This is a genomic window from Sphingomonas sp., from assembly GCF_965248875.1.
In the GTDB taxonomy this organism is placed as follows: domain Bacteria; phylum Pseudomonadota; class Alphaproteobacteria; order Sphingomonadales; family Sphingomonadaceae; genus Sphingomonas.
Window position 1 is genome coordinate 423,651 of the sequence record NZ_CBDFKR010000011.1, and the last position, 15,995, is coordinate 439,645.

General features: G+C 68.9%; 19 protein-coding genes. 11 read left to right on the forward strand and 8 right to left on the reverse strand.

The features are described from left to right. Window positions 1-138 precede the first annotated feature (138 nt). Window positions 139-609, forward strand: a complete 471-nt coding sequence (locus ACP2AD_RS08950; protein WP_425229725.1) for an Hsp20 family protein — start codon at window positions 139-141, stop codon at window positions 607-609. Between the two features lie 112 nt (window positions 610-721). Here the strand turns inward: ACP2AD_RS08950 and ACP2AD_RS08955 are convergent, their stop codons facing one another. Together ACP2AD_RS08955 and secG are read right to left on the reverse strand one after the other, a co-directional pair. Beyond that, entirely contained in the window at window positions 722-2,356 is a 1,635-nt protein-coding gene (locus ACP2AD_RS08955) for a CTP synthase (RefSeq protein WP_425229726.1), read from the reverse strand. An 85-nt stretch (window positions 2,357-2,441) separates the two neighbouring features. Further along, window positions 2,442-2,822 (reverse strand): preprotein translocase subunit SecG, encoded by a 381-nt coding sequence (gene secG, locus ACP2AD_RS08960; RefSeq protein WP_425229727.1) that lies wholly within the window; start codon window positions 2,820-2,822, stop codon window positions 2,442-2,444. 198 nt (window positions 2,823-3,020) lie between these two features. On the opposite strand from secG, the gene ACP2AD_RS08965 reads away from it, so the two are divergent. Genes ACP2AD_RS08965 through ACP2AD_RS08990 form a run of 6 tightly spaced genes read left to right on the forward strand, consistent with a single transcriptional unit; the run spans window position 3,021 to window position 7,821 of the window. After that, a complete protein-coding gene (locus ACP2AD_RS08965; protein WP_425229728.1) occupies window positions 3,021-3,362 on the forward strand; it encodes a MarR family transcriptional regulator in 342 nt (113 codons plus the stop codon). A 52-nt stretch (window positions 3,363-3,414) separates the two neighbouring features. Continuing rightward, window positions 3,415-3,693 (forward strand): SH3 domain-containing protein, encoded by a 279-nt coding sequence (locus tag ACP2AD_RS08970; protein ID WP_425229729.1) that lies wholly within the window; start codon window positions 3,415-3,417, stop codon window positions 3,691-3,693. After that, window positions 3,690-4,604 (forward strand): N-acetyl-gamma-glutamyl-phosphate reductase, encoded by a 915-nt coding sequence (gene argC, locus ACP2AD_RS08975; protein WP_425229730.1) that lies wholly within the window; start codon window positions 3,690-3,692, stop codon window positions 4,602-4,604. The genes ACP2AD_RS08970 and argC overlap by 4 nt, the downstream gene beginning before the upstream one ends. A gap of 13 nt (window positions 4,605-4,617) precedes the next feature. Then, a complete protein-coding gene (gene zwf / locus ACP2AD_RS08980; protein WP_425229731.1) occupies window positions 4,618-6,081 on the forward strand; it encodes a glucose-6-phosphate dehydrogenase in 1,464 nt (487 codons plus the stop codon). Window positions 6,082-6,124: 43 nt separating this feature from the next. Beyond that, a complete protein-coding gene (gene pgl / locus ACP2AD_RS08985) occupies window positions 6,125-6,844 on the forward strand; it encodes a 6-phosphogluconolactonase (protein WP_425229732.1) in 720 nt (239 codons plus the stop codon). Window positions 6,845-6,855: 11 nt separating this feature from the next. Further along, window positions 6,856-7,821 (forward strand): glucokinase, encoded by a 966-nt coding sequence (locus tag ACP2AD_RS08990; RefSeq protein WP_425229733.1) that lies wholly within the window; start codon window positions 6,856-6,858, stop codon window positions 7,819-7,821. Between the two features lie 137 nt (window positions 7,822-7,958). Here ACP2AD_RS08990 and mltG read toward each other — a convergent pair whose 3' ends face one another. The 3 genes from mltG to ACP2AD_RS09005 form a co-directional block, all read right to left on the reverse strand. Further along, window positions 7,959-8,924, reverse strand: coding sequence for an endolytic transglycosylase MltG (gene mltG, locus ACP2AD_RS08995; protein ID WP_425229734.1), 966 nt, complete (start codon window positions 8,922-8,924; stop codon window positions 7,959-7,961). A 6-nt stretch (window positions 8,925-8,930) separates the two neighbouring features. Continuing rightward, a complete protein-coding gene (fabF, locus tag ACP2AD_RS09000) occupies window positions 8,931-10,190 on the reverse strand; it encodes a beta-ketoacyl-ACP synthase II (RefSeq protein WP_425229735.1) in 1,260 nt (419 codons plus the stop codon). 102 nt (window positions 10,191-10,292) lie between these two features. Further along, window positions 10,293-10,529, reverse strand: a complete 237-nt coding sequence (locus ACP2AD_RS09005) for an acyl carrier protein (RefSeq protein ID WP_425229736.1) — start codon at window positions 10,527-10,529, stop codon at window positions 10,293-10,295. 115 nt (window positions 10,530-10,644) lie between these two features. Here ACP2AD_RS09005 and ACP2AD_RS09010 point away from each other — a divergent pair, with 115 nt between their 5' ends. Next, window positions 10,645-11,877 (forward strand): glycosyltransferase family 87 protein, encoded by a 1,233-nt coding sequence (locus ACP2AD_RS09010; protein ID WP_425229737.1) that lies wholly within the window; start codon window positions 10,645-10,647, stop codon window positions 11,875-11,877. Here the strand turns inward: ACP2AD_RS09010 and fabG are convergent. Genes fabG through fabD form a run of 3 tightly spaced genes read right to left on the reverse strand, consistent with a single transcriptional unit; the run spans window position 11,806 to window position 14,454 of the window. Beyond that, window positions 11,806-12,546, reverse strand: a complete 741-nt coding sequence (gene fabG / locus ACP2AD_RS09015) for a 3-oxoacyl-[acyl-carrier-protein] reductase (RefSeq protein ID WP_425229738.1) — start codon at window positions 12,544-12,546, stop codon at window positions 11,806-11,808. The genes ACP2AD_RS09010 and fabG overlap by 72 nt on opposite strands. A gap of 7 nt (window positions 12,547-12,553) precedes the next feature. Continuing rightward, complete coding sequence (locus ACP2AD_RS09020) at window positions 12,554-13,498, reverse strand: hypothetical protein (RefSeq protein WP_425229739.1); 945 nt, start codon at window positions 13,496-13,498, stop codon at window positions 12,554-12,556. After that, window positions 13,495-14,454 carry an ACP S-malonyltransferase gene (gene fabD / locus ACP2AD_RS09025; protein WP_425229740.1) on the reverse strand — a complete coding sequence of 320 codons (960 nt, stop codon included), beginning with the start codon at window positions 14,452-14,454 and terminating at the stop codon, window positions 13,495-13,497. Before fabD ends, ACP2AD_RS09020 begins: the two co-directional genes overlap by 4 nt. A 201-nt stretch (window positions 14,455-14,655) precedes the next feature. Between fabD and rpsF the strand changes: the two genes are divergently transcribed. The 3 genes from rpsF to rplI are packed head-to-tail and all read left to right on the forward strand — an operon-like array spanning window position 14,656 to window position 15,948. After that, window positions 14,656-15,114, forward strand: coding sequence for a 30S ribosomal protein S6 (gene rpsF, locus ACP2AD_RS09030; protein WP_425229741.1), 459 nt, complete (start codon window positions 14,656-14,658; stop codon window positions 15,112-15,114). After that, window positions 15,114-15,338 carry a 30S ribosomal protein S18 gene (rpsR, locus tag ACP2AD_RS09035; RefSeq protein WP_095996642.1) on the forward strand — a complete coding sequence of 75 codons (225 nt, stop codon included), beginning with the start codon at window positions 15,114-15,116 and terminating at the stop codon, window positions 15,336-15,338. The genes rpsF and rpsR overlap by 1 nt, the downstream gene beginning before the upstream one ends. Before the next feature lie 13 nt (window positions 15,339-15,351). Beyond that, window positions 15,352-15,948, forward strand: a complete 597-nt coding sequence (gene rplI / locus ACP2AD_RS09040; RefSeq protein ID WP_425229742.1) for a 50S ribosomal protein L9 — start codon at window positions 15,352-15,354, stop codon at window positions 15,946-15,948. The last annotated feature ends 47 nt before the right edge of the window (window positions 15,949-15,995 follow it).

Genomic DNA, 15,995 nt, shown 5'->3' on the forward strand with positions numbered 1-15,995 from the left:
CGCAACCGGCAGGCGGCCCTTGACGCGCCGCAGCCCGATCCCATCTCATCCATGCGGCGCCTTCGGGGCCGTACGGAGCGCCGCACATCGGCGGGCGCCCCGCTCACATCAACTCGCTCAACCAGAGGTATTGATCACATGCGACTTGACCTGACCCCCTACCGCCGCTCGACGATCGGGTTCGACCGGCTGTTCGACATGCTGGAGACCACCGCACAGCGCGCGTCAGCCGACAACTATCCGCCGTTCAATCTCGAGCGCGTCGCCGATGACCGCTACCGCATCACGCTGGCGGTCGCCGGTTTCACTCGCGACGAGATCGAGATCACCGCACAGCAGAACCTGCTGCTCGTCGCTGGGCGCAAGGACGACAAGGCGCCGCAGGGCGACTTCCTCCACCTGGGTATCGCCAACCGCTCGTTCGAGCGTCGTTTTGAACTGGCCGATTTCGTGCTGGTCAGCGATGCCCGGCTGAACGACGGGCTGCTGGTGATCGACCTGGCCCGCGAGGTGCCCGAGGCGATGAAGCCTAAGACGGTGTCGATCAAGACCGGCGCGCCGCTCGCCGCCGTCGAGAACGCGTCCGACAACGAGACAAAGGCGGCGTAAGCCGGCCCGCGTCTGACGATGCCTAGGGCGTCCGGGCCGGTGGTCCGGGCGCCCTTTTCGCGTGGGGGCAACGGCGAGCACCAGGGGGCACTGCGGGACCGGGGCGAAGACCTTAGAACAACCGGCTCTGCTTCACCGCGGCTTCGATGAAGCTGCGGAACAGGGGATGCGGCGCGAAGGGCTTGCTCTTCAGCTCCGGATGGAACTGGACACCGACAAACCACGGGTGGTCGGGCCGCTCGACGATCTCGGGCAGCATGCCGTCGGGCGACATGCCGCTGAAGACCAGGCCGCCACGCTCCAGCGCGTCGCGATAGCCGGTGTTGACCTCATAGCGATGGCGGTGCCGCTCGCTGATGATACTGCCGCCATAGATCGAAGCGACCACCGAATTGCCGTCGAGGCGCGCTTCGTAGGCGCCGAGCCGCATCGTGCCGCCGAGGTCGCCCTGCTCCTCGCGCTTCTCCAGGCCGTCACGCCCCATCCATTCGGTGATCAGGCCGACCACCGGCTCGGGCGTCGGACCGAACTCGGTGGAGCTAGCGCCCGCTATTCCGGCGAGGCTGCGAGCGCCTTCCACACACGCCATCTGCATGCCGAAGCAGATGCCGAAATACGGCACGCCTCGCTCGCGCGCGAAGCGGACGCTGGCGATCTTGCCTTCCGCGCCGCGCTCGCCGAACGCGCCGGGGACAAGGATCGCGTGGCACGGCTCCAGCGCTGCGGCGACGTCCGCCTCCTCGCCCTCGAACAGTTCAGCGTCGATCCAGCGGATGTTGACCTTGACCCGGTTGGCTAGCCCGCCATGGACCAGCGCCTCGTTCAACGACTTGTACGCGTCCTGCAGCCCGACATATTTCCCGACCACGCCGACCGTCACCTCGCCTTCCAGATTGGTCAGGCGATCGGCGATATCGGTCCAGCGGGACAGGTCGGGCGCGCTCGCGGGCATGATGCCGAAGGCGCGGAGCACCTCCTCGTCCAGCCCCTCGGCATGATATTGGAGCGGGACGGCGTAAATGCTCTTGGCGTCGAGCGCCGGGATGACCGCCGACGCGGGAACGTTGCAGAACAGCGCGATCTTGGCGCGCTCGCTGGCGGGAAGCGGGTGTTCGCAGCGGCAGACGAGCACGTCCGGCACCACGCCCAGCGCCGCCAGCTCGCGCACCGAATGCTGGGTCGGCTTGGTCTTCAGCTCGCCCGCAGCAGTAATGTAGGGTACAAGCGTGGTGTGGATACTGACCGTCTGGCCGCGCCCCAGCTCGTTGCGGAGCTGACGGATCGCCTCGATGAAGGGCAGCGATTCGATGTCGCCGACCGTCCCGCCGATCTCGCACAGGACGAAGTCGAGGTCTTCGGTTTCCGCCCGTGCGAACGCCTTGATCGCGTCGGTGACGTGCGGGATCACCTGCACCGTCGCGCCCAGATAATCCCCGCGGCGCTCGCGCGTGATGATCTGCTGATAGATGCGGCCCGAGGTGACATTGTCCGACTGGCGCGAGGCGACGCCAGTGAAGCGCTCGTAATGGCCCAGGTCGAGATCGGTCTCCGCCCCGTCGTCGGTGACATAGACCTCGCCATGCTGGTACGGGCTCATCGTACCCGGATCGACATTGAGATAGGGATCGAACTTGCGGATGCGGACGCGGTAGCCGCGTGCCTGAAGCAGCGCGGCGAGCGCGGCGGCCATCAGGCCCTTGCCGAGCGAGGACACCACGCCGCCGGTGACGAAAATGAACCGGGCCATGGGGAAATCCGCTTAGCCGGAAGGAAGCATGCGCGGCAAGCGCCCGCGGGTCAGACGGGCGGCGAGCTGCGACGACAGCTGTGGATTACTGCCCGAACGGCGCCTGACCGTTGGCGGGCGGTGAGGCAGGCGAGGTCGTGTTTGGCGCTTCGGCGGGCGGCGCGCCCGGATCGATCACTGGCGCAGGCCGCGCGGCCGGCGCCGGCGTCCGGCGCGCCAGCGAGGTGTCGATCGTCTCGTTGTGCCGAGTTGCCGCCGTTACCGCCAACACGATCGACAGCCCGACGAACAGCGTCGCGGTGATCGACGTCATCCGCGTCAGGAAATCGGCAGCGCCACGCGCGCTCATCAACCCCGACGGGCTACCCCCCATCCCCAGCCCGCCGCCTTCGGACCGCTGCATCAGAATCACCGTTACCAGGACGGCAGCGACCAGCGCGTGGATGACGAGCAGAAACTGGAACATGGGCGCGGGTGAAGCCTTCGCGGTTCGGTGGTCGGCGCGCGACATAGGCGCAGGCGCCCGGCCGATCAACCTGATGCGCAGTCCGGATAATCCTTGCCCCAGCGAAACCGTCGCTAGGCCAGGGCGTTATGCAAGCGCAACGACTGAGATCGGACCTGCGTGCCCGTGCCGAGCCTGGCCCCTACCCTATCGAGCTGGATGGCGACGCTGGTCGATTACGTCCGCTCGGGCGAGCCGGACCTGACCAACCGTCAGATGGCGCTGCTGATGGTCGTCTATCTCGATCCCGGCCCGCATACGGTGCGCGGGCTGGCGCAGGGTTTGAACGTGTCGAAGCCGGTGGTCACGCGCGCCTTGAACAGGCTGGGGACGCTCGGCTATCTGCGCCGGCAACGTGACGACAGCGACAAGCGCAACATCTTCGTCGCGCGCACACCCCGGGGGGCGGCTTTCCTTGAAGAGTTCGGGCAATTCATTGGCGAACGCGAGCGACGCCCCGCGCTCTTCCAGCACGCCACTGCCCAGCCCGCGGTCGCCTGACCCCGGCGGCGGACTTACCGTCCGGCCGCAATTTGCACTGACCGGCCCGTCCGTGCGCCTCGATCCGCGGACCCATGCCGTGCGCGGCGATCTTGCAGACGTCCGCCTCGCCGACCAGGTATTCGCACCGCATTACGCGCTGCCGATCGCCTGCCTCGTGAGCGTGGCGACCGCGTTGCATAGCCGTTGGGACGACGGCGAGCTGCTCGCCGAGCTCGCGCCCGGCGAAGCGTTCGCGCTGCTGGAGCTCGCGGGGGGCAGCGCCTGGGGAATCGCGGAGGGGGCCGGACTGGTCGGCTATTGCGATCGCACCGCGCTGGCGCTGGCATGACGACGGGCGTCTTCATCGATGGGGCCGCGGGAACGACGGGGCTGGAGATCGGCGAGCGGCTGGCGGGGCGCGACGACCTGTCGCTGATTGTGCTGGACGAGGCGCGGCGCAAGGACGCCGCCGCGCGCGCCGAGGCGCTGAACGACGCCGACATCGCGATCCTGTGCCTGCCCGACGCCGCCGCGCGCGAGGCGGTGGCGCTGATCCGCGGTGCTACCCGCGTGATCGATGCTTCGAGCGCGCACCGGGTGGCGGCGGGCTGGACCTATGGCTTTGCCGAACTCGGCTTCGACGTCGCGGCGGCGAGGCGGGTGTCGAACCCTGGCTGCTACCCCTCCGGTTTTCTGGCGTTCATCGCGCCCATGGTCCGTGCGGGGCTGATCCCCGCCGACTGGCCGCTGACCGTCAATGCGGTGTCGGGCTATTCGGGGGGCGGCAAGGCGCTGATCGAACGGGTCGAGGGCGACACGACGCTCGCCTTCCGCAGCTATGGTTTCGCGCTCGATCACAAGCATGTGCCGGAGATGCAGCGCCACGCCGGCCTCGCCCATCCGCCGGTGTTCGCGCCCAGCGTCACCCGCGCCTTTCGCGGCATGATCGTCGAGGTGCCGCTGCCGCTCGCGGCGCTGCCCGCCCGGCCCTCGCGCGCCGCGATCCTCGACGTGCTCCACCGCCAGTTCGCCGGCGCGCCACTGGTCCGCGTCCACGACACCGTGCCGGCCGAGCTGTTGATCGTGGTTGACGCCGCGCCGACCGACCGGCTCGACCTCTATGTGGCCACCGACACAGCCGGAACGCAGGCACGGCTGGTTGCCGTGCTCGACAATCTCGGCAAGGGCGCCGCCGGTGCCGCGGTGCAGAACCTTAACCTTATGGCCGGCGTCGATCCGCTGACCGGCCTCGTCGTGTAGCGAAGGAACGCCGATGGACCGCAATCCCGTCTCCAAGCTCCTCCTGTTCGGCGCGACCGGCGACCTTGCGCAGCGAATGCTGCTGCCGTCGCTCTACGGCCTCCACGCCGACGGGCTGCTCCCCAAGGACCTGACGATCACCGGCGCGGCGCGGAGCGACTATAATGACGACAGCTATCGCGACTTCGCGAAGAAGGCGCTCGACAAGTTCCTGCCGCCCGAGCTGAAGGACGAAAGCGCGCTCGGCACTTTCCTCCCGCGGCTCGGCTATCAGGCGATGGACATGAGCCAGCCCGACCAGTTCAAGCCGCTGGCGGACAAAGTCGGCGACGTGGCGGGCGGGCTCGCCATCTATCTCTCGACCGCGCCGTCGCTGTTCGAGGCGGCGATCAGCGGGCTGGAGGCGGTCGGCCTTGCCGGGCCGACGGTGCGCATCGGCCTGGAAAAGCCGCTCGGCTACGACCTCGCCTCGTCGTGCGAGATCAACGACGCGGTCGCCAAGGTTTTTCCGGAGGAACGCATCTTCCGCATCGATCATTATCTGGGCAAGGAGACGGTGCAGAACATCCTGGCGCTGCGCTTCGGCAATACCTTCTTCGAGCCGATCTGGAACGCGCGCGGGATCGACAACGTCCAGATCACGATCGCGGAGACGGTCGGGCTGGAGGAGCGCGCGGGCTATTACGATGGCGCGGGCGCGCTGCGCGACATGATCGCCAACCACACGCTGCAGCTCTTGACGCTGGTCGCGATGGAGCCCCCTGCCCGCTACGACAAGACCGCGATCCGCGACGAAAAGGCGAAGGTGCTCCACTCGCTGCGCGAGATCACCCCCGAAGATGTCGGCCGCAACGTCGTCTCCGGCCAGTACGGTGCCGGCGCCTCGGGCGGCGAGATCGTCAAGAGCTATACCGACGAGCTGGGCAAGCCATCCGACACCGAGACCTTCGTCGCGATCAAGGCTTATGTCGACAATTGGCGGTGGCAAGGCGTGCCCTTCTACCTGCGCACCGGCAAACGGCTGGCGGTGCGGCGGTCGGAAATCGCGATCCAGTTCAAGCCGGTGCCGCATTCGATGTTTGCCGGACGCGGCGGCATGCTCCAGCCCAATGTGCTCGTCATTCGGTTGCAACCGGAGGAGTATATCCAGCTGCTGGTGATGGCGAAGCAGCCGGGGCTCGATCGCGATGGCGTCAAGCTGCGCGAGGTGCCGTTGAACCTCAGCCTCGACCAGGAGTTCGGCGGCCAACGGCGGCGTATTGCCTATGAACGCCTGCTCCTCGACCTGATCGAGGGCGACCAGACGCTGTTCGTTCGCCGCGACGAGGTGGAGGGGCAATGGCGCTGGATCGATGCGATCCGCGCCGGCTGGGCTGCAAACGGGACGCGACCGAAGAGCTACGCCTCGGGCAGCTGGGGGCCGTCCGCCGCGATCGCGCTGACCGAGCGCGACGGCGTGACATGGCAGGACGATTGAACACCCTCTTCCGCCAGCGGGAGAGGTCATCCGAGGAAGTTTGATGACCGAAGAAGTCGAATGGTGGGAATATGACGACGCGGCGGAGTTCGCCGACGCCGTCGCGGGCGATGTGCAGTTCGTGATCGAATCGGCGCTCGACGCGCGCGGCGCGGCGGTGATTGCGCTGGCGGGCGGCAGCACCCCCGCGCCGGTCTATGCCAAGCTCGCCGCGGCCAAGCTCGACTGGAAGCGGGTGACGATCATCCCAACCGACGAGCGCGTCGTTCCGATCGGCGACAAGCTGTCGAACGTGACGATGATCGGCAAGGCGTTCATTCCCAAGGGCGCGCGCGTGATGCCGATCGTCCCGCAGGCGACGCCGGCATCCCTTGGGGATTACAAGGCGGCGGGCCGCTCCGCCGATGCGCTGATGCAGGACCTGCACTGGCCGCTCGACCTGGTGCTGCTCGGCATGGGCGAGAACGGGCACACCGCCTCGATCTTCCATGGCCCCGATTATGACGAGGCGCTGTCGGGCCCGCGTGAGCGCCGGGCGCTGGGCGTGATGCCAGCGCCGCTGCCGCCCGAAGCGCCGGTCGCCCGCGTCAGCCTGTCGCGGCAGGGGATCGTCACCGCGAAGGCGCTGACAGTGGTCATCACCGGCGCCAAGAAGCGCCAGGTGCTGGAGGATGCGATCAAGCAGGGCGAATCGTCGAGCTATCCGATCGGGCGCGTGCTGGCGGGCGCAGACCTGCCGGTCGACATCCACTGGGCGCCATAGAGGCGACGGCGATGGAACTGGTCGCGGCGGACATCGGCGGGACTCACGCGCGGTTCGCGCTTGCAGAGGTCGCCGATGGCCATGTCGTCCGGCTCAGCGAGCCGGTGACGCTCAAGACTGCCGAACATGGCAGCCTCCAGCTCGCCTGGGCAGCGTTCGGGCGCAGCGTCGGCCAGCCCCTGCCCCGTGCCGCAGCGCTGGCGATCGCGTCGCCGGTCGGGGGCGAGGTCATCAAGCTGACCAACAACCCCTGGGTGATCCGCCCCGCCGAGCTGGCTGCGCAGCTGGGGCTCGACCGGCAGCTGCTGGTCAACGACTTCGGCGCGGTTGGCCACGCAGTCCAGCATGCGGCGCCCGATCAGTTCGAGCATCTCTGCGGCCCCGACATGGCGCTGCCCGATATGGGCAGCATCAGCATCTGCGGGCCGGGCACGGGGCTGGGTGTCGCGCAGCTGTTGCGGATGGCAGGCGGCTATCATGTGATCGAGACCGAGGGCGGTCATGTCGATTATGCGCCGCTCGACGCGGTCGAGGACGCCCTGATCGTCCGGCTGCGCGCGCAGTTCACGCGGGTGTCGGCGGAGCGGGTGTGTGCGGGACCGGGGATCGTCGCCTGGTATGAGACGCTGGCCGGGCTGGATGGCGCGGCGGTGACGCATCGCGACGACCGCGCGATCTGGACCGCTGCGCTCGACGGCGACGATCCGCTGGCGGTGGCGGCGCTGGACCGCTTCTGTCTCGCGCTCGGCGCGGTAGCGGGGGACCTCGCGTTGGCGCAGGGCGCGAAGGCGGTCGTGATCGCGGGCGGGCTGGGCTATCGGCTGCGCGATCGGCTGCCGCGGTCAGGGTTCGGGGTGCGCTTCACCGCGAAAGGACGGTTCCAGCAGCTGATGGCGGGGTTGCCGGTCAAGCTCATCACCCACCCGCAGCCTGGCCTGTTCGGCGCGGCTGCGGCGGCGGCCCAGCAGTTTGGGTGATCCTCCCCGCTTGCGGCGGAGGGGAACCACTCGCGAAGCGCGTGGTGGAGGGGTATCCCGTTAGCGACGCCGCCTGAAACGGCCGCCCCTCCGTCCCGCGGCTGCGCCGCGCGCCACCTCTCCGCACGCGCGGGGGATCAGGTCCCGTGCGCCGCGCGGTACGCGCGCCACTTCGCGACATTGCGGTTGTGCTCGTCCAGCGTCGTCGCGAAGACGTGGCCGCCGCTGCCGTCCGCGACGAAGTACAGCGCCTGGCTGTCCGCCGGATCGAGTACCGCGTCGATCGAGGCGCGGCCGGGATTGGCGATCGGCCCGGCCGGCAGCCCGATCGCGGCATAGGTATTGTAGCCGTTCACCGCCTGCAATTCCGACTCGCGAATACGCCGGCCCAGCGGGCGGCCGTGGGTGATCGGATAGATCACCGTCGGATCGGCCTGCAGCTTCATGCCGCGCCGCAGGCGGTTGGAATAAACAGCCGCGACCAGCCGCCGCTCGGACGCCTTGCCGGTCTCCTTCTCGACGATCGAGGCGAGGACGATCGCCTGTTCGGGCGTGGTCACCGCAATGCCGGGTTTCCGCTTCGCCCACGCTGCGGCGAGGTAATCGCGCATCGCCTTTTCCATTCGCGCCGCGACGCTCGCGCGTGTCGCGCCGCGCTCAAAGGCGTAGCTGTCGGGGAGGATCGAGCCCTCGGGCGGCAGCGGCGGCGGGCCGGTCAGCCCCTGCGCGTCGCGAAGCGCATCCTGCACCTGCACCGACGCCCAGCCCTCCGGGACGACGACCATCCGCTGCAGCGTCCGGCCGCCCTGGACGAGCTTCAGGACGTCGGCGGCCGAGATGTGCGGCGGGAGCCGGTATTCGCCCGCCTTGATCCCCTCGCCCGAGCCGAACACCCGCGCGAGCAGCCGGAAGCGGTCGGCCGAACGGATCGCGCCGGCATGCTCCAGCTTCTGCGCAGTAGACGCGAGCGATGCGCCGGGCGCCACCTCGAAGGTGATCGTGTGCGTGCTCGGCCCCGCCCCGCCCCAGCTCCGCACCGTCCAGAACAGCACGCCTACCGCGGCGAGGATCGCGACGAGACCGGAACAGCCGAGCCGGCGCATCAGCTGCTAGACCGCCGTCATGACCAGCGACGCATTGGTCCCGCCAAAGCCGAAGCTGTTGTTCAGTACCGCCCGGATCGGTCGCTGCTTCGCCTGGTGCGGCACCAGATCGACGCCCGCGCAATTATCGCTGGGATCGTCGAGGTTTAGCGTCGGCGGCGCGACCTGATCGCGCAGCGCCAGGATGCAGAAGATCGACTCGACCGCGCCGGCACCGCCCAGCAGGTGCCCGATCGCCGACTTGGTCGAACTCATCGACAGCGTCCCAATCGCGTTGCCGAACAGCCGCCGCACCGCGCCCAGCTCCAGCTCGTCGCCAAGGGGGGTCGAGGTGCCGTGCGCGTTGATATAGTCGATATCGCCGAGCGCGAGCCCTGACTTCTTCATCGCCATCTCCATCGCCCGGTACGCGCCCGAGCCTTCGGGATGCGGGGCGGTGACGTGATAGGCGTCGCCCGACAGTCCATAGCCGATCACCTCGGCATAGATTTTCGCCCCGCGCTTCTTCGCGCGCTCATATTCCTCGAGGCAGACGACGCCCGCCCCCTCGCCCATGACGAACCCATCGCGACCCTTGTCATAGGGACGGCTGGCGCGCCACGGCTCGTCGCGAAACCCCGTCGACAGCGCGCGCGCCTGGCCGAAACCGGCGATGCCGAGCGGGCAGATCGCTCCCTCTGCGCCACCCGCGAGCATGACGTCGGCGTCGTCCATCGCGATCATTCGTGCCGCGTCGCCGATCGAGTGCGCGCCGGTCGAACACGCCGTGACGACCGCATGGTTCGGGCCCATCAGCCCGTATTTGATCGTCACCTGGCCGGTGATGAGGTTGATCAGGCGCCCGTGGACGAAGTGCGGGCTGACGCGCTTCGGCCCCTTCTCGGCGAGGACCAGCGACTCGCTCTCGATCCCCGGCAGCCCGCCGATCCCCGAGCCTATCGACGCGCCCGCGCGGAAACGCTCCGCCTCCGCCATGTCGGTCAGCCCGGCGTCTTCCAGCGCCTGCCCCGCGGCGTCGATGCCGTAGACGATGAAGGGATCGACTTGCCGCTGCACCTTGTGGTCGACGCGCTTGCCGGGGTCGAAGCCGTATTCGTGGTCGGCCGGCTTCACCTCACAGGCGTAATTGGACTGGAAGTCGGTCGCGTCGAACCGGGTGATCGTGCCCGCACCGGATTTGGCGGCGATGATGTTCGCCCAGGCTGTCTCGACGTTCGCGCCGAGCGGGGTGACCAGGCCCAGGCCGGTAACGACGACACGCCGCATCTGCGCTCCCTTTCCCTTGATCAAAAAAAAACGGCCCCCGGCCCGTGGCCCGGGCGGGAGCCGTTCATATGTCATGACGAGCGATGGCCCAGCCTCAAAGGCTCAGGACTTGTGCTCGTCGATATAGCTGATCGCATCCTTGACCGTGGTGATCTTTTCCGCCGCGTCGTCGGGTATCTCGACGCCGAATTCTTCCTCGAACGCCATCACCAGTTCGACAATGTCGAGCGAGTCCGCGCCGAGATCGTCGATGAAGCTCGCATCCTCGGTCACCTTGTCGGCCTCGACGCCGAGGTGCTCGACGACGATCTTCTTCACGCGGTCGGCGGTCTCGCTCATAAACTCATTCCCTCTTGGGGTTGGTGCTGGGCCCGCCGTAGAACGGGGTCGGGAGCCTGACAAGCCCGTGCGGCGGTGAGGCATCCTTAACGAAGGCTTGCCTAACAGGTTGCGGATGTGGCGTTCGCTTCGCTCGGGCACCTGGCTGACCACCGATCGCGCACACCGGTTCGCGATCGTCAGCGTCGCCATGACGGTGCTGGCGATCGGCTGGCTGGTGCTGACCGCGCACGGCACCGTCGACCTCTGGGGACGGCCGGTAGGTACGGATTTCTCGAACGTCTGGACCGCCGGGCAGATGGCCGGCGCCGGCCGCGCGGCGGCGGCTTGGGACTGGCCGCAGCACTATGCGGCGCAGCAGGCGCTGCATGGGCGCGGCGTGCCGTTCTATGGCTGGCACTATCCCCCGCCGTTTCTCCTTGTCGCGACGGTGCTGGCGTGGCTGCCCTATGTGGCATCGTACCTCGTCTATCAGGCGGTGACGCTGGTCGCGGCGTGGCTGGTGACGCGGCGGATCGCGCCGGGAGCCGGGCTCGTCGCGCTGGGCTATCCGGCGGTGTTCGTGTGCCTGGGGCATGGCCAGAACGGCTTCCTGACCGCGGCGCTGCTCGGCGGCGGGCTGCTCGCGCTGGAGCGGCGGCCGGTGCTGGCGGGGGTGCTGTTTGGCTGCTTGTGCTACAAGCCGCAGTTCGCGCCGGTGCTGCCGCTGCTGCTGCTTATGGGCCGCCATTGGCGCGCGACGGGCACGGCGGTGGTGACGGCGCTGGCGCTGGTGGCGCTGACCACCGGGATCTGGGGCGTCGAGGTGTGGACGGCGTTCGCCCGTTCGCTGACGCTGACGCGGACGGTGGTGATCGAAGGCGCGGACACCGGCGCGTACAAGATCGTCAGCGCGTTCGCGGCGGTGCGGCTGAACGGCGGCGGCGTCGCGCTCGCCTATGGCGTGCAGGCGATCGTGAGCGCCACGGCCGTGATCGCGGCGGCGGTCACCGCCTGGCGCGGGCCGCCGGCGATGCGCAACGCGATCGTCTGCGCCGCGACGCTGCTCGCGACGCCCTACGCATTCGATTACGACATGGTCGTGCTGGGCCTCGCCATCGCCTTCCTCGCCGCCGACGCGCAGGCGAGCGGCTGGCGGGACTGGGAGAAGACCGCACTGGCGCTCGCCTGGATCGCGCCGCTGGTCGGCCGCGCCGTCGCGCAGGCGACGGGGTTACCGCTCAACCTTTTCGCAATCCTGATGGTGGCCGGGCTGGCGATCAGGCGGGCGCTGCCGCTAGAGCATCGCCATGCCGCCGTTGACGTGGAGCGTCTGCCCGGTGACATAGCCCGCCTCGCGGCTGGCTAGGTACACTACCGCCGCGCCGATGTCCTCGCCCGCTCCCAGTTCGCCCGCGGGGATGCGCGTCAGCAGCGCGGTCTTCTGCGCCTCGGGCAGCCCATCGGTCATCGCCGAGCGGATGAAGCCGGGCGCCACGCAGTTGACCGTGATGTTGCGGCTCGCCAGCTCCTGCGCCAGCGCCTTGGACATGCCGACCAGCCCCGCCTTGGACGCGGCATAGTTCGCCTGCCCCGGATTGCCGGTCGCGCCGACCACCGAGGTTATCGAGACCACGCGGCCGAAGCGCGCCTTCATCATCGGCCTGGCGGCAGCGCGGATCAGGCGGAAAGCGGCCTCCAGATTGACGCGGATGACCGTATCCCACTCCTCGTCCTTCATCCGCATTGCGAGATTGTCGCGCGTCACGCCGGCGTTGTTGACCAGGATGTCGAGCCGGCCGCCGAGCTTTTCAACCGCGGTCGGCACCAACGCGTCGACCTCGGCCGCGTCGGCCAGGTTCGCAGGCACCGCGACGTGATCGCCGCCCAATTCGCTGCGAAACTGCTCCAGCTTGTCGGCATTCGATCCCGACACCGCCAGCCGCGCCCCCTGCCCCGCCAGCGCGCGCGCAATCGCCGAGCCGATGCCGCCGGACGCGCCGGTGACCAGCGCGGTCATGCCTCTGAGATCGAACATGATCCTCCTAGCGGGCCTTCAGCCCGATCTGATGCGCGGCGGCGTCGTACAGCACCGACCAGTGGAAATAGGGCGCGAAGCCTAGCGACAGCCGCGTGTCGCCGCCGCCGGGCGCATAAAGCAGGGCGCTCGCCTGATCGCGGCGGCCGATCGTCACCGCCATCTGCTGCGCCGCGCCGCCGCTGCCGACGGTGATCGTCGTGGGGGTGCCGTTGGGCCAAGGCCGGAACGGCGCCGCGCGGATCACGCGCAGCCCTGCCGCGCCGCTGTCGAAGAACCCGCGCGCGCAGATACGCTCCGGTCCTTGCAGGCATACAGGCGTGGTCCCGGCGGCGTCGACATCGACCCGCGCATAGGCCGCCACCTCCGCGTCGTCGGGGTTGAGGATGACCCGCCCGGGCTGCGTGCCCGACGTCGGCAGCTCGACGATCCAGCGGCGCACGCCGAGCTGCTCGAACGGGTTGGCAATCTCGTCATGCTGCAGGCGGATGCCCAGGATGGCGGCGAAGCCCTGCCCCGCGATGCCGTCGCCCTGCACGCCATAGGCGGCGAGGTCGGCATGCGCGACGGGGCAGTCGGGATGCGTCGCGGTGCAGCCGACCGCCTCGATCCGCATCACCCTGATCGTGCCGGCGACGGCGCCCGCGGCGACCGCGACATCGACAGCCGACCCGGCGAAGCCGGTGCCCGCGCCATAGCTGTAGGTCACGCGGGAACCATGCGCAGCCGCGCCCGCCGGACCCAACGCGCGCGGCAGCACCCGCAGGCCGGTCGAGCCGGTGTCGATCCCCACCTCGACTGCGCGTCCGTCGATCTGCAGCGTCGTCGCGAACCGCCGGTCGCCATTGGGCAGGTCGACCTCGCGCACCGGCAGCTCGACACGTGGTGCGCCGGTCTGCGCGATCGCCGGTAACGGCACCAGCGCCAAGATCGCGAGCAGCCAGCGCGTCACAGGGTCGCCGCCAACACTTCGATATCGGCAATCGCGACGATGCTGGTCACGGTCGCGTCCGGCGCGATCCGCTTGACCATCGGGCCCAGCACCTTGCCGCCCAGTTCGACGAACTCCGTCACCCCCGCTGACACCATCGCCAGCACCGATTCCCGCCACCGCACCATGCCCGTCACCTGCTGCACCAGCGCCACCCTGATCTGACCCGGCGTCGCGATCGGCACGGCATCGATATTGCAGTAGACCGGGACCAAGGGCGCGCGCAGATCGGCGTCGAGCAGCGCATTCTCCATGACGTCGGCGGCGGGCTGCATCAGCGCGCAGTGGAACGGCGCAGAGACCGGCAGCAGCACCGCACGCTTCGCGCCCAGCTCCTTCGCCAGTGGTATCGCCCGCTCGATCGCGGCGCGGTGGCCGGAGATCACCACCTGCGACGGGTCGTTGTCGTTGGCGACCGTGCAGACCGTCTCGCCGCCGCCCTCCAGCCGGATCGCGTCGCGGGCCGCGCCGGCGATCGCGCGCGCCGTGTCAAGGCCGCAGCCGAGCAGCGCCGCCATCGCCCCCTCGCCGACCGGCGCCGCCTCCTGCATCGCCTGCCCCCGCGTCCGCAGCAGCCGGGCGGTCGTCGTAAGGTCCAACGCCCCCGCCGCGCACAGCGCCGTATATTCGCCCAGCGAATGCCCCGCGACGTAATCGCACTTCTCGGCCAGCCGCACCCCGCCCTCGCGCTCCAGCACCCGGAGCGTCGCGATTGCATTGGCCATGATCGCAGGCTGCGCGTTCTCGGTCAGCGTCAGCTCCTCGGCCGGCCCCGCCGCCATCAGCCGCGACAGGCTCTGCCCCAGCGCCTCGTCGACCTCCTGCAACACCTCGCGCGCGTGGGGGCTGGCGTCGGCAAGCGCCTTGCCCATGCCGACCGCCTGGCTGCCCTGCCCGGGAAAGATGAATGCCCGCATCGGCTTCCTCTCGCTTCGTTTCGCCGTTCGGCCGTTACGAGCAAGCGCACGGCAACGGCAAGAGTTGCGGCCGGCCCGCACTTCGGCTAGGGGCCTCCCCAGCGGGCGAGGACGCAAGTCTCTCGCCCGCTTGCTTTTGAGACGACAGCCGGAGGGGCGCCGCATGGGGCGGCGTCAGCGATCGGCAGGAGAACCGGAAACATGGCTCTATACGAGCATGTGTTCCTTGCGCGCCAGGATCTGGCTCAGGCGCAAGTGGACGCGCTGGCGGAAACCGCCACCAAGATCATCACCGATAGCCAGGGCAAGGTCACCAAGACCGAGAGCTGGGGCCTGCGCTCGATCGCCTATCGGATCGCGAAGAACCGCAAGGCGCATTACGTGATGCTGGAGATCGATGCGCCCGGCGGCGCCGTCGCCGAGCTGGAGCGGCAGATGCAGATCAACGAGGACATCATCCGCTACATGACCGTCAAGGTCGACGAGGCCGAGGCCGGCCCCAGCGTGATGATGCGCAAGCAGGAGCGCGACCGCGAGCGCCGCGCCGACCGCGAAGGGCGGGATGGACCGCGCGAAGGCGGCCGTGACGGCGGCCGCGATCGTGACGGTAGCCGTGACGGCGGCGCTCCCCGTCCGCGTCGTGAAGAGGAGATGGCATAATGGCCCGTCCGTTTTTCCGCCGCCGCAAGTCATGTCCGTTCAGCGCCAAGGACGCGCCGCGGATCGACTATAAGGACGTCCGCCTGCTCCAGGGCTTCGTGTCCGAGCGCGGCAAGATCGTGCCGTCGCGCATCACCAGCGTGTCGGCCAAGAAGCAGCGCGAGCTGGCGGTCGCGATCAAGCGCGCGCGTCACCTGGGCCTGCTGCCCTATGTCGTGAAGTGAGGGAGTAGCAGCAATGGATGTCATTCTGCTGGAACGCGTCGAGAAGCTCGGCGCCATCGGTGACGTGGTCAAGGTGAAGGACGGCTTCGCCCGTAACTTCCTGCTGCCGCGCAAGAAGGCGCTGCGCGCCAACGAGGCCAACCGCAAGGTTTTCGAGAGCAATCGTGCGCGGATCGAGACCGACAATGCCAGCCGCCGCGGCGAGGCCGAAACGGAAGCCAAGACCTTCGAAAAGGCGACCGTGACGCTGATTCGTCAGGCGTCGAACACCGGCCAGCTGTACGGCTCGGTCGCGGTGCGCGACCTGGTCGATGCACTCGTCGCCGACGGTCACAAGGTGTCGAAGGCGCAGGTCGTGCTCGACAAGCCGATAAAGGCGATCGGGCTGTATGAGGTCAAGCTGGCGCTGCACCCCGAGGTGGCGGTGACCGTCAAGGTCAACGTCGCCCGTTCGCCCGAAGAGGCCGAGATGCAGGCGTCGGGCGTCGACGTCATGTCGGCGATGTTCGAGAAGGACGAGGCGGGTTTCGTCGAGGCCTATGATCCTAACGCCGAACCTGGTGCCACCGCCGAGGTTCCGGCGCCGGCGGCTGACGGCCAGCAGGCGTAACGGCGACTGTCCGGCCGGCGATGTGGACCGGGCATCCGGTTCTGACC